The organism is Catellatospora vulcania (genome assembly GCF_009720385.1).
Classification (GTDB): domain Bacteria; phylum Actinomycetota; class Actinomycetes; order Mycobacteriales; family Micromonosporaceae; genus Catellatospora; species Catellatospora vulcania.
The window spans coordinates 859223-874633 of record NZ_WARX01000001.1; the positions used below are offsets into that span (position 1 = coordinate 859223).

Consider the following 15411-nt stretch of genomic DNA (forward strand, 5'->3'; position numbering starts at 1 on the left):
ACTGGCCCTGCGTCGGTCGATCGGTTCCGTGGTGGCCGGGTCGCCGAGTCGGCGGGCTCGGGGTCGAAGCGGCCGGCGCGGGTCGTGGATCCGTTGCCTCTGTGGCCCGAGTCAACCGGGGCTACGCATCGTCAGGGTCGGGTGCCGACCGATTCCGGATTGATGTCAGCGGATGTCCTGGTCGCGGTCATGTCCGGGGGACCGGAAGCCGGACGCCGCCGGACGCTTCCGTACTCGCCAACAGGTTCGAAGGCCGGCTGCACGCCGACGGCGGACCAGGCGGCTTCACCGACGCCGCCGGCACCGGCACCGGCACCGGCACCGGCCTGTGCGTGCCCCACCGCAGACAGAAAGGCTAGAGCCCGACCGAGTCGACCGCGAGTACAACCGCGCCGTCGCCGCCCGCCGCGCCGGCATCGAGCGCGTTTTCGGGCACCTCAGGAACTGGCGGCTGCTGGCCACCGGCCACCGCCGCCTGCTCGACCGGTTCCCGATGTACCTCGACGCCATCACGAGCTCGACATCTGACGAACCTCACGATCGTCGATTGAACAGCACGCTGAACCTCCATCTTCCCGACCGGCGAAGAGGATCATGGCCTACGGGAATCGTCCGGTTGTTCTAAGGTGGCCTGGTGCCTTCACCTCGTGTGACGACTGTCCTGTTCGATTTCGCCTGGACGCTGTTCGCCAGCGACCCGGTCTGCTGGGTCGGCAACGCGGCGACCAAGATCGGGCGGACGGTCGCACCTGGTGAGGCGCAGCGCATCGCCGACGACTTCGCCGAGTTGTTACGGTCGACCGCTACAGATCCTGAGCACATCGCGCGGGACCTCGACCCTCAGGTCTGGGATCAGGCGATTCTGGCCGTGCTGCAGCAGATTCCCGGGGTGAGCGCGGCATTTGCGCGCGCGCTGCATGAGACGCGCGCCGAAGCGGTCGAGCCGTACGCGGATACGTTGCCCACCCTCGCCGCGCTGCATGCCGCCGGCATCCGCCTCGGCGTGGTGAGCAACGTGGGCTGGGACATCCGTAAATGCTTCGTCCGGCACGGGCTTGACCACTACATCGACGCCTTCGTGCTCTCCTACGAGGTCGGCTTCGTCAAACCCGACGTGCGGATCTGGCGCACCGCCCTCGACGCCTTGGCGGCACAGCCGGACCGGACGCTGATGGTCGGAGATCATCCCGGCGGCGACGGTGGTTCCGTGACGGCCGGGATTCCGGCCCTTGTGCTGCCTATGGTGAGTTCGCCTGCCCAAAACCGTGGTTTCGATCACGTGCTGTGGTTGGCCGGGATCTGAACCTGCGGCAAGGGGACCGTCAGCACCGTGCGGTACGGGCCGACGGCACGGCGGCGCGCTGGCCGAGAAGCATGCCGTCGAAGATTCTCGATACCACCCATGGCGAAAAGCGACGATTACGGCGTCCGCTGCGGCGGTGGCGGGATCGATCGTGAGACTGCGGACGTCGTGGTAGCGGATCGTGAGGTCTTCCGCGTGGTTCCAGCAGTTGTGCCCGAGGCGTAGCTCGGCCCACCCGATTCCGTTGCTGCCGCCGACGGTCAGCGCCGAGGACTTGAAGTCCTTGACGCAGCGCCGACTGGAGAAGTCGTGGTGTCGGGGTTCGGTTGCGAAGGCGCCCCCGCCGGGCGTCACTCGTCCGACAGGCAGGCGCGGGCCACGTCACACAGCTGAACGACCCGGTCACGGCAATGCCGTGAATGGGCCTGCCCAGGGCAAGGAGCGGCGCTCGGCCTTATCTCATGCCCTCTGGTCGTTGTCCGGTCGCATGAATCAGCCTGAAGTCGCGGGCAACCTTGCATGCCCTTCGACCGTGGTAGGACCGTGACGAACCGAATCAAGGCACCGCATGGTGCCGACGCGGCGTACACGGCGTTCGTCGAGGCCGCCTGGCAGCGCCAACTGCGATTTGCTCTGCTCCTGACCGGCGATCGGTGGCAGGCGGAGGAGCTGCTCCAGGACAGCCTCGTGCGGATCTACGAGCGGTGGCGCCGGTTGTCGAGTGCCGATGACCTCCAGGCATACCTGCGCAAGGTGCTCGTGAACAACCACACTTCGATCTGGCGGCGGCGACGGCGCGAAAGCCTGGTCGCCGACGTGCCCGAGCGGTCTGCGCCGGACAGGGCGGTGAGCGCCGACGCGCTCGTGCTACGTGACGCCCTGCGGGCGCTGCCGCCGCGCCAGCGCGCGGTGGTGGTGCTGCGTCATTACGAGGACCTGCCCGAACGGGAGGTCGCGGCGGTGCTCGGCTGCAGCCTGGGCACCGTCAAGAGCCAGCACTCCAAGGCCCTGGCCAAGCTTCGTCATCTCGTCGGCGAAGTCGGCGAGAACCACCTGGTACACGGAAGAAGCAGGTGAAACACGTGAACTATTTCGACAGGCAGCTGACCGAGGGGCTGCACGAGCTGGCCGCCGCCGAGCCGGTCTCCGCCCCGCCGACCCGGCAGCTGCTCGACCGCGGCCGGCGGGCACGCCAGCGCCGGGCCGCTTCGCTGGCCGGGACCTCGTTCGCGGTCGTGGCGCTCGGCGCGGTCGCCGCGGTCGTGATCGCCGGGACGCCGTCCACCGCACCCGGCGGCCCGGTGCGGCCGGACGCTGCGGCGACGTCGGCCACCGTGACCGACCCGCGGCTGGAGCTGGTCGCCGCCATCGCCAACAGCCAGCAGATCAGCTTCCGGCTGAAGACGACGACGACCGACCAGAAGGGCGACGGGAAGACGACGGTCCCGGCGTACACGATGGTCACCGAGACGGCGTTCGACCCGGCCACCGCCACCGGATACGTCCGGACTGTGGACGGCCGCGAGTACCGCCTGGTCAATGGGGTGCTCTACATGACCGACGGCGGACAGTGGTTGCGCGATCCCGGCACCTACACGTCACTGAACATGGACGAGGACAAGCTGCGCGGCGCGTTCGTCGAGTCCGCCGACTCGCAGCAGCTGTTCTCGGCGCTGAGCAGCGGCGGCAAGGTCGACAAGACCGGCGCGGACACCTACCACTTCGCTGTGACGAGCAGCAAGCACGAGGGAACCGTCACCTTCACCGGCGACATCGTCGTCGGCGCGGACAAGCGGATCGCGAAGGTGGCCTACGCCTGGCTGCTGGACTACGGCCAGGGCGGCTTCAAGAAGTCCAACGTCGTCCTGGAGTACTCCGGCTACGGCGAGCCGGTGGCCGTCGAAGCGCCGCCGAACCCGGTCCCGGCCTCGGCTGGCTGACCTCCACTCGGATAGTCACTGCACCCCCATTCACGACAGCAGAGGCTGCCCCCGACCCGTCGGGTCGCGGGCAGCCTCTGTTCTGCCACGGGCAAGGAGATACTCACATGCGTAGAGTCACATGGCGGCCTGCCGCAGCGGCCGCGGCTGCTGCCGCGCTGGTCGCCGGTCTACTGACCGGCATCGGTACCCCGATCGCGACGGCCGCGCCGGCGGCCGCCCCGCCCGACGCCGCCGGAGTCACCCTGGTGACCGGCGACAACGTCACGGTCTCGGCCGACGGCCAGGTCGCTGTCGAGCCGGGGCCGGGCCGGGCGGGCATGACGTTCCAGGTCACGACGGCGTCCGGCCGGGTGCGGGTGATCCCGGCCGATGCGGGAGCGCTGCTCGCCGCAGGCAGGCTCGACGTCCGGCTCTTCGACGTCACGGGGTTGCTCGACGGCGGGTATGCCCGCCGCGACGGCCTTCCCCTGATCGTCACCGGCGACGGCTCCGGCACCCGGACAGTCGGCACGGCGACCGCCCGGCGGGGTGTCACCGGCATCGCCGGCCTGACGGGAGTACGCGATCTGTCTGCGATCGGCGGGGTCGCGGTCCGGCAGGCGCGGGCCACGGCCGCCGATGCGTGGCGCGGGCTGACGGGGTCGCCGGGCGGCGCCCGGCTGCGGGCCGGTGTCGGCAGGATCTGGCTGGACGGCGTACGCCGGCCGGCGCTGGACACCAGCGTCGTCCAGATCGGCGCGCCCACCGCCTGGGCGGCCGGCTTCACCGGGACGGGTGCGAGCGTCGCCGTCCTCGACACGGGCATCGACACGGCCCATGCTGATCTCGCCGGGCAGGTTGCCGGACGCCGGGACTTCACCGGCAGCGGCGAGTCCGAGCTGGACCTGAGTGGGCACGGCACGCATGTCGCGGCGACGATCGCCGGGACCGGTATGGCGTCGGGCGGCACGTACCGGGGCGTCGCACCGGGTGCGAAGCTGCTCGACGCCAAGGTGTGCGACCGTTACGACTGCTTCGACTCGGCCATCATCGCCGGGATGACCTGGGCCGCCGAGCAGGGGGCGAAGATCGCCAACCTCAGTGTCAGCGCACCCGACAGCCCAGGACTGGATCCGGTGGAGCAGGCGGTGCAGGACCTCAGCGCGAGCCACGGCATGCTGTTCGTCGTGGCCGCGGGTAACGCCGACGGCCCGACCGAAGGCGCGGTGGGCTCGCCGGGCACGGTCCCCGCTGCGCTGACCGTCGGAGCGGTGGACGGCGCCGACGCGGTCGCGCCGTTCTCCCGGCGGGGACCAGGCCCGGACGGCGTGCTGAAGCCGGAGATCACCGCCCCCGGGGTCGCGATCACCGCAGCCCGCAGCACGACCGCCCTCGACGTGCCCGGCGCGCTGGGCGACGCGTACACGGAGCTGTCCGGAACCTCGATGGCCACGCCGCACGTCGCCGGCGTTGCGGCGCTGCTGAACCAGCGGCACCCGGGCTGGACGGGCCAGCAGTTGAAGGCGGCGCTGATGGCCGCTGCCCAGCCGCGCGCCGACCAGGCCGTGTACACCCAGGGCGCGGGCCGGGTCGACGCCGCACGCACCGTCGCGCAGACCGTCACGAGCACCACGGCCGGCATCTCGTTCGGCGCACTCAGGTGGCCGCACACCGACGACCAGGTCACCCACCGGCAGGCGGTCTTCCGCAACACCGCCGCCACGCCGGTCACCCTCGACCTGCGGCTGAACGTGACCGGGCCGGACGGCGCGGCCGTCCCGGCGGGAATGTTCACGGTGACCCCTGCGCAGCTGACCGTCCCCGCAGGCGGTGAAGCGACCGCGACCGTCACGGCCGACCCCCGGATCGGGCCGGACGGTCTGGTCGGCGGCTGGCTGACCGCGACCGCGGGCGGAATCGTCGTGGGCGTGCCCGTCGCCGTCGACAAGGAGGTGGAAAGCTACGACGTCACCCTGCTCCACACCGATCGGGCCGGGCGGACGCCGTCGTTCTTCCTCACCCAACTGGCCCGGCGCGACAGCGACCGGCCGCCGCTGGACCTGTGGGGGCCGGACCCGGACGGCACCGTGACCCTGCGGGTGCCGAAGGCGCACTACTCGCTGAACAGCTTCCTCCACGTCTACCCCGACGCGCCGCCGGTGACGAAGGGCGCCTCCGCCACCGCCGCCGCGGAGGATCGCTACGACGTCATGCTCGGCCAACCTGATCTGCTGATCGACCGGGCGATGACCATCCGCCTCGACGGCACGCGGGGACTGCCGCTGTCGGTCACCGTGCCGCGCACGTCGGCCCGGCAGTACTACGCCGTCCTGGCCGCATACACCGGACGTCCACACGGGACCGCCGGCGGCGCGCTCGTCGGCGGCGACTTCAGTAGCATCTACGCCGCCCAGCTCACCCCGGCGCCGCTTGATCCGGACTACGTCTCGATCGTGTCAGGTCAGTGGGCTCGCGCGGACACCTCCGGAAGCCTCTGGGCCAGCCCCTACGTCTACGCGCTCTCGTTCCCCGAGCGAGGCCGGATGGTGACCGGCTACCAGCGCGCCGTCACCGACGACCAGCTGGCGTCCGTGCGGGCCGACTTCGCGCATACGACTGCGGACACGAGAGGAGCCAAGCGCATCCGGGGCGGGCTGAGCGACTACAGCGTCGGCAACTTCGGCCCGTTCCTCAGCTTCCCGCTGCCGTTCACCCGCACCGAGTACTACACCGCAGACCCGCTCGTCACCTTCGCCGGCGACTTCGCCGAGATCGACGCCATCACCGACGAGAGGATCAGCGGCGTGTTCGGCGAACACAGGGCCTACCGTGCCGATCGGAGCTATCTCGAGCGATGGAACCGCGCCGTCTTCGCACCCAGCCTCGGCAACGGTGTCCTGGCGGGCGTCACCCGCACCGGCGACACGCTCACGATGGACCTTGGGCTGCACGGCGACGGCGCCGGGCGGCCCGGTCGGTCGCAGACCGACTCGGTCTCCGGGACGCTGCACCGCGACGGCGTCAAGCTCGCCGACCTCGACGGCGCCGAGTACGCCGAGATCGCTCTGCCGGCGCAGGACGGCCGCTACCGGCTGGAGCTGCGTGCCGAGCGCGGCGCCCGGTTCGCGCTCACCACACGTACACAGGTCGCGTGGACCTTCCGGTCCGGGCACGTCTCCGGCGCCGCGCTGCCGCTGCCGCTGTCGGCGATCCGCTGGACCCCAGCCCTCGACCGGTTCGGCAGCGCGCCCGCCGGCCGGCTATCCGCCGTCCCGGTCACGGTGCTGCCCCAGGCCGGTTCCACAGCCGGAGCCGTCACGTCACTGTCCGTGCAGGCGTCGTTCGACGACGGCACGACGTGGCAGAACGTCTCGGTCAAAGACGGCTGCGCATTGGTGCGCCATCCATCCGGCAGTGGTTTCGTGTCGCTGCGAGCGCAGGCCGCCACGGCCGACGGCTCAACAGTCGAGGTGACCGTGATCCGGGCATACCGGTACGCCTGACCGCTAGGGTGCCGGGCCTGCAGCCCGGCACCCTCACCAGGTCCAGCCGACCTCGACAGCCGACTGGGTTCGACCCGGACGTGGGCGAGTTCGCGCTGCCTGTCGAACTCAGGTGGGGGCGGGCGAAGTAGACCTTGACGTCGGCGGCGACCGACAGGGCGGCGTGTTCGGCCCTCTCGGTGTGGCAGTTGAGCCGGACTCATCGGCCACAACTGCTGGTTCGTGTCCGGGGAGCTCACGGGATTTCCGGCACGTACGGGCGAGTCGTGGGGGGGGGGGGGGGGGGGCCGCCCCCCCCCCCCCCCCCGCCGCGCCAAGCACCACCACCCACCCCCCCCCGCCCCGGTGTTGTCCGGCCCGTCGGGGCGTGCGGGGGGGGCCCGGCGACCCGCCCGCCCCCCACGACTCACGGGCCGTCTACGTCAGCAGAGGCCGCCCGTGCAACCGCCCACCGGCACCGGTTCGCCGGTCATCGGGTTGGGCAGGTCGGGCCGCGACTCCGGCTTCGCCCGTGCCGCGTTGCCTGGCTCGATCAGCGCGAACAGGTCGTCGGCGTTCGGGTCGACCAGGATCAGCGCCCCCAGGTCGGGCAGGTCCGGCTCCTCCGAGCCCGGCCGCTGCCAGCCCTCCAGCACGGTGACCGCCGCGCCGCGTACCCGCAGCGTGCCTTTGACCACCTCTTCGGTGAGGACCGGCGGCCCGTAGTCGGGGTCGTACATGCCGCCCTCGGCGGTGCCGCTGCCCGTCTGGGTGCAGTTCTCGGCGTTGGCGTCGCAGCGGTAGGTGACCGTGCTGCTGGTGTTCTTTCCGCCCGGGACGTAACTCGACTCGGTATGGCTCACCGACGTGTCCATGACTTCGCCGTTGGCGTTCCGGTTGTACCGCGTGGTGTCGGTCTGGCTCTCGGTGTGCCCGTCCTTGAAGTGGAGCGTGACCGTCGTGGACTCCTTCAGGATGTTGCCGTCCGCGTCTTTCGTCGTCTCGTGCTCCTCGTCGACCCGCACGTCACCTTCCCAGTGGCTGTCGGAGGTGGTCGTCACGGTCGGTCCCGCGGACCCGCCGGGGTTGGTGTACTCGACGGTGGTCGTGCCGTTCTTGTCGGTCGTGGTGTGGGTCTCCGAGCCGTCGCCGTACGTGGTGATGTCGCCGCTGCCGTAGCCGCCCCAGTCCTTGACGCTGTCCACCACTCCGCCGCGCTCGGCCCCGTAGGTCGCACTGCCGTCCACGGCGAGCAGCGAGGTCTGCACACGGCCGGGCTTGACCGCGGCCAGTTTCAGGCCGCCGCTGCTGGTGCCGCCGTTGGTGCCGGGCAGGTCGAGGCCGAGGCTGAACGGGTCCTTCGTCGGGTCGAGGCCGAACTTCTTCATCAGGTCCCCGGTGACACCGAACCTGCCCACGGCGTCGGCGCGGCTCGGGATCGGGAACGCGCCCAGCCAGTCGTGGGCCACCTCCTGACGTTGCCGGACCAGCTCGGTGGGCAGCAGGAGGAACGCTCCGGCGCCCGCTTCGAACGAGGGCAGGGCGCGGTCGACGGCCAGGTCGACGAGTCTTTGCAGCAGCGGGCGGCTGGTCTTGTCGTTCGGGTCGGTGCCGGCGGCCAGTTCGTCGGCGTCGCAGTAGCCGTCGCCGTCGGAGTCGACCACGAACCAGGCCGCGTAGCAGGCGGTCGTGTCGCAGACGACAAGGTCGCGCGTGGGGCGGCGGGGCGGGTCCTCGGCGGCGGCAGCGGGCGCCGCCGCGACTGCCAGCGCCAGCGCGGCGGCAGCGGCGAGCGCTCTCCGGGCCGGCGCATAGGCGCCGCCACGATTCACGGAGGGGTTTGTCATGCGGCGAATGCTGGCAGCACCGTCGGTGTCCGTACGCTGTCTGTCTGTTCCGTGACACCCGCGTCGGCCACCCCCAGGGGGATTCCCCAGTCCCGCCGCTCTCCTCGGGCAAGGCCCCGACCTCGGCGCGCCGCTGATGATCCCGGTGTCAGGCGTACGTTGCTGCGGAGCAAAACCCAGAAGATCGAGCTTCGCCGCGACAAGGGCGAAGGCGACCCAATCCTCAACGCCCTGAAGATCCAGCAGGACCCGCGCCTATGAGATAGCCGACCAATCCGCCGGCAGTGGTCAGAGCCTCCTCGGGTGCACGACACGCACCACATCGCTCGCGGGCGGCGCTGGATTCGGTTGACGGACGGTCCCGCGCTCCAGGCTGCGAGTGCCCGGCTAGGGACAGTCGACGTCGTCCGAGGCGTGCGGGTTGCCGCCTGGGTGGCGCTGCGCGAGCAGGCTGACATACCGGCCAAGCGGGGTGTTCAAGTGCGCACAGACGATCGACCGGCTGATGCTCGTCGTCGCCGTCCTGGTCGACTCGCCGCCGGTCGCGGTGACGGTGACGACCTTGCTGATGGCCCGGCTCTCGACGCCGTTCCCGGTGGGGAACGTGAAAGTCACCAGAATCTTGACGGGACCGGTACCGGTGACTTGAGCGGTGACGGTCGCGACCACGTTGCCGCCGCTCACGTGGCCGGCGATCTGTACAGACTTCAGTTTGCCCGCCGGCTTCGGCGACGGCTTCGGGCTGGGCGCGCGGGTCGGCTTCGGCGACGGGCTCGGCTTCGGTGACGGGCTGGGCACGGAAGACACGGACGGGCCGGCACTCGGCGTCGGCAGCTCGTCCAGCAGCGGCGTGCCGAAGCTCAGCATGCGAGGCGAACCGTTCTGCTGCCCGGCCCACGACCACACGGCGTAGCCGCCGCCCCCGCAGACGACCAGCGCGAGTGCGAGCAGGCCGATCAAAACGCCGCGCCGCAGTCGGGTCGGCGGCTGCCGAGGAAGGTCGCTCATTGTCTCGCCGTTCTGTGGTCAACGAAGTCGGCTGAACCTACCGGAACGTCAGCGGCGCGGGGCGCCGGCATCCTGGATCGATCGCGCCGCGGGTCGGTCACCCGCGTTGATCATGTGCGGGATGGAGGAGAGCGGCGGGGCCGCACACGTCGCCGGCCGGGAGCAGGAAGACCGCTCCCGGCCGGCGGGCCAGGTCAGCTGTACGCGTACGTCAGCGTGGCCGGGCCGGTCGGTGTGATCGGCACGTTCGTGGCGGTGGCGAAGCCGGTGCCGCCGTACCAGCCGAACCGGTCACCGTTGCCGGCCGAGTACTGGAACCGCACCTGCTGCCCGTGGAGGATGAGCAGGCTGACCTCGTCACCGGACTGTTCGGCGTATCCGATCGCGGCCAGGTCGCCGGTGGCGACGTTGAACGCGGCCGGCTCGCCGCCGTCCGGCCCGCCGGTGACGGTGACCCGCACCTGGGTTCCCCGCTTGAGCTGCTGGTCGAAAACGGTGGTCTGCTCGGCGGCGACGGGCACCTTCACCGCGTCGTGCCGTTTGGCGATCGCGCCGCTCCACTGCCAGGCATGCTCGGCGACCCGGAACTGCAGCGGCCACTGGTACGGCCCGAGCCATCCGATCGTGTAGTGCCCGGTGCTGTCGATGGTGGCGCCGCCGCGGCTGCCGTTGCCGATGGTCGGGGTGACCATGGACACGACGCCGCCGGTGACCGGTTGGCCGTCCGCGCCGGTCACCACGCCGGTCACCGTCCCGGCCCGATCCATCTTGATCCGCTGGATCTGCCGCGTCTCGCCGGGTGCGAGTGTGATCGAGCGGGCATCCTGCTGGCTGCCGGTGCCGTGCCCGTCCTTGCCGAACCACTGCGCGCCGTACGGCGAACCGCCGGCGGGCAGCACGAACAGCTGCATCGTGCCCGGGTCCACGTGGTCGAGGGTCAGCGTGCCGTCCGGTCCGCTCTCGCCGGGGCAGCCCTGCCAGGTGCGGAAGCTCTGCCTGGTGGCGGGGAAGACGCAGACCCCGGCGAGCGGCTCTCCCGTCACGGCGTCGACGACCTTCGTGGTGATGTGGGCGTAGGGCGTGAGGGACACCTCCAGCTCGGTCGTCTGTCCGGCCGTGACCGTCACCGGGAACAGCTGGTAGCGGTATCCAGGGGCGTGCACCGCGACCTCGACCTGGCCCGCCGGCGCCCCGAGGAGCACCGCCACGCCGTGCTCGGCCGTCACGTACTGCTGGCCCAGCGACACGTCGAACGCGTCGAGCGCCGCCGCGGTGGCCGCATCCTTGGCCGTGATCCGGATCGACGTCGCGGGAATGACCGTGTCGTTGACGACGAGGGTCTGTCCCGACTGGAGCGTGAACCTGGTCGCGTCCTGTTCTTGAGCCTTGCCGTAGGCGTACTGAAACACCTGGTGCGCGGGGGAGCTGAAACGCACCGTGTAGACGCCCGCGGTCATGCCCGTGGAGGTCCAGTCCCCGCTGGTGTTGGTGGTGGCCGTCCGGTACGAGCCCCATTCGCTGGTGATGCGCACCTCGACGTCGGGCACGCCGTGCCCGGCGGCGTCGACGAGCCGCCCCCGCATGGTGGCGGGGGAACCCGGCAGGCCCAGCTGTGTCTCATCGACCGTGGTGACCACGCCTGCGACCAGGTCAAACACCGTCGCACCGGCGATATACCGCTGCTGCGGCACGTACTGCTCGCCGACGGCGTTGGTGACGACGATCCGGTACTGCCCGGGCAGCGCCTCGATGCGGTATGCGCCGTTTTCGTCGGTGCTGGCCCCGATGCCGCTCAGACGGTCGGTGACATCGGACAGTGACACCGAGGCCGAGGCGGCCGGAGCGCCGTCGGGTCTGGTGATGTGGCCGGTGACCACGGCCCGCTCGGTCTGGGCCTCACTGACGTCCAGCGTCTGCCCGACCGTCACCGTGAAGGTGGCGCCGTCGTCGTAGAAGGCCTGCCCGGGTACCCACTGCTGCTGTGTCCAGTAGCTGCTGAAGCCGACCTTGTAGGTGCCCGCCGGCGCCGCCGCCGTGTAGCGGCCGTCGGCGTCGGTCTCGGCCCAGGTTCGGTATCCACCGTTGGTGGATCGAAGCTCGACCGAGCCGTTGAGCAGCGGTTCGCCGGTGTGTGTGGTGAACCGGCCGGTGATGAAACCGACGGGGAAGAGGCTGTCGTCTACCACGGTCTCCGTGTCGGCGACGACGGTGAACTCGGTCGAGCCTTCCCATTCCAGGGACTGGTAGGCGTATTGGTTGGGCCGGCCGGGTGGGTAGTAAATGACCCGGTAGTCGGTGCCCGGCGGTAGATCGGTGACCCGGTAGTAGCCGTCGGCGTCGGTGGTGGTGTCACGGTAGGTGACGCCGCCCCAGACGCTGACCCAGGCGTTGGCGACCGGGCTGCCGTTGTCGGTCAGGTGCCCGGAGATCGCGCCGGTGCCGGGATCGGCGTGCGCGGGCGTGGCCAGTCCCATGATGGCGACTGTCACGGCGAGCAGCGTCGAGCCGAGCCGGCGCAGGGTGGTTCTGCGCATGCGTTTCCTCAAAAGTGAGAAGTGGATGTGTGCACGCACAGGGGTTTACGAAGATCCCCCGTCGTATGGCCGACACCATAGCGGCGTCGCCTGACACCGGGCGGGCCCTTTTGGATCTTCACCTCGGCCGCCCGCCTCGCGGCAGCAATCCTGATCCAGCTCAGTCGACAGGCCTGCGCCGACTGGGCACGTCTGGAATATCCGATCGGCCCGGCGGCGAGCCGCCGTGGACCGGTCTTGCTGCAGTGCGTCACTCGGATGCGCTAAGCCTTCGGGCTGGTCCAGGAGCAGGCGTCGGCTTGTCGGCAGCGACCACCCACTACAGACGATCACTCTTCGGGTCGCCCGGTGGCCGGGCCCGTCGGGACTGCCGCCGCACAGCCACTCCGCCCGGGGGCGATCACCCCGGTACCCGATGCGCCTATGCTGCACGCGTTGTTTCGGAACGGGGGAGGGCTCGTGCAACGACGGATCGGCCTGTGTGCCATGGCCGCGCTGCTGACACTGACCGGTTGCGGTGACCCGTCCCCGGCCGAGCAGGCCGAGGAGGACGCCACGAGCGCGGTGTCCGTCGCTTACGCGAGCATGCGGAACAACAACCGGATCATGCCTGCGGAACTGGTCGGTCGGATGGCAGTCGACCGGGATCTGGAGGTGCTGGAGGTGATCGGCACGGAGGCCGGCCGCGAAGAGGGCCCAGGGGTCACGCTGATCGTGCGTGTCGTCGGCCATGGGGCCGACCACGATTTCTACGGCATGGAGGAGAACGCGGTCGATCTGCCGTTCTGCTTCCGACTTCAGTTCACCGGCATGCACGTCGGGCACGACCCCGAGCTGGTCAGCTGCCCGGCGAAGCCTGCGATCGCGTATCCGCCGCTGCCCGCCCCGGCGAGCTTCCCTGCGCAGGACGCGGTGGAGGAGGTGTTCGCGAAGGTGCCCGCCGACGTCGCCGCTGCACGTCAGGCGCTGCAACGCCTCAAGGTGGACCAGCGGCTGGAGATCGACGTCGCCGCGGATGCCGCGGCGGTCGGCGTCGCGCTGCGTGCCCGGGGCCCGTTCGGCGAGCGCGCCGGCTGCATGCTGATCCGGGCCGAGCGCGGCGTTGTCGAGGCGTGGACCCTGTCGCGCGCCCAGGACCAGCCCGGCGAGCTCGGCTGCACCGCTGCCGAGGCACTTGGTCGGCAGGGCAACCGTCCGCCGCACTGACCTGCCCGGCATGCTCGCGGCCGGCACCGCCCTTCCGGGTTGACCCGGCAGACGACGTCACAGCACGGTGGCGGTCTGCCCATCCTTCTGGATTCGAGCCTGGGGCGGACTTCTTCCCGCGTCCATCGGTCCGGGCTCCGGGGACACGCAGGACGTGGTCTCATACTCGCTGTGAACCTCACCGCGGCTGAATTCCGCGAGCGGCTCAGCGGGTTGCGGTCCGCGGACGGCTCGCTGCCCATGCGCGAGATCTTCAAACTCGCCAAGGAGTACGCCCACCTGCCACCGGCCGAGATCGAGAAACTCCTCGACGGGGAGACCCACGACGAGCGGGTCGGCGCGGTCAGCGTCATGGGCCACCAGGCGCAGCGCAAGCAGACCACGCCGGACCGCCTGCGCGAGTTGTACGAGCTCTACCTGCGCCGCACCGACCGGATCGCGACCTGGGACCTGGTGGACGTGAGCGCCCACCACGTCGTCGGCCGCTACCTGTTCGACAAGCCCCGGGACGTGCTCTGCGGGCTGGCCCGGTCGCCGCTGCCGCAGGAGCGCCGGATCGCGATCTTCTGCACGCTGCACTTTCTGCGCCACGGGCAGGTCGACGACACCTTCGCGCTCGCCGAGATCCTGGCCGACGACGATCATCTGATGCTCGCCTCGACCACGGGAGGCATGCTGCGCGAGGCCGGCAAGACCGACCGCGCCCGGCTGCTGGACTTCCTCGACCGGCACGCGGCTACGGCGCCGCGCGTCCTGCTGCGGGCGGCGATCGAGCACCTGGAGCCGGAGCAGCGGCGGCACTACCTGGCCTTCGGTCGCTGAGCCGCGCCGCGTTGATCATGGGGCAGGGGAAGCCGACGCCGCGAGGTGGAGCCGGCATCGGCGGGCGAGGTGGCGCGTTGTCCAACGGCGGGATCGCCGGGTATCGACTCCGACTCGTCGCATTCCTCACCCGGGGTCGTACGAACTACGGTTCCGACCTGGCGTCGAGGGCATTCTGTCGACAAAAGTCTGTGTACTGGAGAGCGGACACTGGGGCTCAGGCTGCTGCGGGCACCGGGTCGGCGGTGCCGTAGGCAACGGTGGCGCGGCATCGCAACAGGCGCTGCCAGATCATCCGGGTGCCCGCCCAGGTGCCGTGGCGGCGCACCGCCTCCAGGCCGAACGCGCTGCAACTGGGGCTGAACCGGCAGCGGGCGGCGGTGCGCGCGGAGATCCGGTGCTGGTATTCGCGGATCAGGTTCTCGGCCAGCCGGGCGGTGATCCCGAGCCGCGGCCCGTCGGCCGGCTCAGCCGTGAACAGCCCCGCCACCGCCCGCAGCACCACCTCGGGCAGGTGCGCCCAGGCGGCGAGGTCATCCACGCCTCCGCCGCAACACATGCCGCCGGGGCAGCACGCGAAGCAGGCGGGGAACGGCGGTTCCAGAGCAGCCATGGCATCCTCCTGCGGGGTCTCACGCAGAAAGTTAGCGGGCGGGTCGCCGGGAACGGTGCAGGTCGTGTGGAGGATCCCGGCGGATCCGGCGGACGCCGGATGCTGCTCGCGGGCCGCGGCCGTGGATTGTCGCGGGGTGGTGCCAGACTCCGCGCCGCCGTCCACGAACCTGGGGACGACGTTCCGCAGCCGGTCCAGGAACTGGACCACTGAGTCCGCGAGCGGCTCGAATCCCGGCATCGCGACGACCGGCTGGGGACATCGGTGCCAAGATCCGGCGTTCGCTGCTACCATCGAGATTCGAACATATGTTCGAATGCTGGATCCGGGTCGCCTCCGAGCGGTCCGATCTCGTCGGCGGGGAGGTAGGTGCGTGGTGCGCAAAGGGGCGGGCGGTATCTGGCGCGGCGAGCTGTCGCAACGTGTGCGCGACAATCAGGTGCTGTACGTAGTGCGGCGGGACTGGCCATATCCGGCGACCCACGAGTTCGTCCTGCCGCGGTTGACCGAGGCCGAGGCGCTGCGAGCCGCTGTCGCCGACTTCCGGTACTGGCGGCCCGGCCCGATGCGCCCGCGGCTGAGGGTGGTGCAGATCAGCGCGAACGATCTGCGTATACACCGCCGCCGTCGCGATTGCATGGCGCCCGACTGCCCGGGGGGACGCTGACCCGGCC

At 70.7% G+C, this 15411-nt stretch carries 12 protein-coding genes; 7 read left to right on the forward strand and 5 right to left on the reverse strand.

Annotated features, from left to right (window positions below; genetic code table 11):
* Positions 1-355: 355 nt before the first annotated feature.
* Positions 356-571: a hypothetical protein gene (locus F6W97_RS23135; protein WP_155372499.1), complete on the reverse strand. Its 216-nt coding sequence runs from the start codon at positions 569-571 to the stop codon at positions 356-358.
* Between the two features lie 78 nt (positions 572-649).
* Here F6W97_RS23135 and F6W97_RS23140 point away from each other — a divergent pair, with 78 nt between their 5' ends.
* The 4 genes from F6W97_RS23140 (at position 650) to F6W97_RS23155 (ending at position 6728) form a co-directional block, all read left to right on the forward strand.
* Entirely contained in the window at positions 650-1303 is a 654-nt protein-coding gene (locus F6W97_RS23140) for an HAD family hydrolase (RefSeq protein WP_155372500.1), read from the forward strand.
* 519 nt (positions 1304-1822) lie between these two features.
* A complete protein-coding gene (locus tag F6W97_RS23145) occupies positions 1823-2380 on the forward strand; it encodes a SigE family RNA polymerase sigma factor (RefSeq protein ID WP_155372501.1) in 558 nt (185 codons plus the stop codon).
* A 5-nt stretch (positions 2381-2385) separates the two neighbouring features.
* Positions 2386-3243, forward strand: a complete 858-nt coding sequence (locus F6W97_RS23150; protein WP_155372502.1) for a hypothetical protein — start codon at positions 2386-2388, stop codon at positions 3241-3243.
* A 107-nt stretch (positions 3244-3350) separates the two neighbouring features.
* Positions 3351-6728, forward strand: coding sequence for a S8 family serine peptidase (locus F6W97_RS23155; RefSeq protein WP_155372503.1), 3378 nt, complete (start codon positions 3351-3353; stop codon positions 6726-6728).
* A 422-nt stretch (positions 6729-7150) separates the two neighbouring features.
* Here the strand turns inward: F6W97_RS23155 and F6W97_RS23160 are convergent, their stop codons facing one another.
* The 3 genes from F6W97_RS23160 to F6W97_RS23170 all read right to left on the reverse strand — a co-directional run bounded on the left by F6W97_RS23160 (position 7151) and on the right by F6W97_RS23170 (position 12096).
* Entirely contained in the window at positions 7151-8554 is a 1404-nt protein-coding gene (locus tag F6W97_RS23160) for a thrombospondin type 3 repeat-containing protein (protein ID WP_155372504.1), read from the reverse strand.
* Between the two features lie 387 nt (positions 8555-8941).
* Positions 8942-9562, reverse strand: a complete 621-nt coding sequence (locus tag F6W97_RS23165) for a flagellar basal body-associated FliL family protein (RefSeq protein ID WP_155372505.1) — start codon at positions 9560-9562, stop codon at positions 8942-8944.
* 194 nt (positions 9563-9756) lie between these two features.
* A complete protein-coding gene (locus F6W97_RS23170) occupies positions 9757-12096 on the reverse strand; it encodes a carboxypeptidase-like regulatory domain-containing protein (RefSeq protein WP_155372506.1) in 2340 nt (779 codons plus the stop codon).
* Positions 12097-12582: 486 nt separating this feature from the next.
* Here F6W97_RS23170 and F6W97_RS23175 point away from each other — a divergent pair, with 486 nt between their 5' ends.
* Both F6W97_RS23175 and F6W97_RS23180 read left to right on the forward strand, forming a co-directional pair.
* Complete coding sequence (locus F6W97_RS23175; protein WP_155372507.1) at positions 12583-13302, forward strand: hypothetical protein; 720 nt, start codon at positions 12583-12585, stop codon at positions 13300-13302.
* A 171-nt stretch (positions 13303-13473) separates the two neighbouring features.
* Complete coding sequence (locus tag F6W97_RS23180; protein WP_230686892.1) at positions 13474-14124, forward strand: DNA alkylation repair protein; 651 nt, start codon at positions 13474-13476, stop codon at positions 14122-14124.
* A 217-nt stretch (positions 14125-14341) separates the two neighbouring features.
* Here the strand turns inward: F6W97_RS23180 and yidD are convergent, their stop codons facing one another.
* The gene (gene yidD, locus F6W97_RS23185; protein ID WP_230686893.1) at positions 14342-14737 is read right to left on the reverse strand and encodes a membrane protein insertion efficiency factor YidD; all 396 of its coding nucleotides are present in this window, start codon (positions 14735-14737) and stop codon (positions 14342-14344) included.
* 373 nt (positions 14738-15110) lie between these two features.
* Between yidD and F6W97_RS23190 the strand changes: the two genes are divergently transcribed.
* Positions 15111-15404 (forward strand): hypothetical protein, encoded by a 294-nt coding sequence (locus F6W97_RS23190; RefSeq protein ID WP_155372508.1) that lies wholly within the window; start codon positions 15111-15113, stop codon positions 15402-15404.
* The last annotated feature ends 7 nt before the right edge of the window (positions 15405-15411 follow it).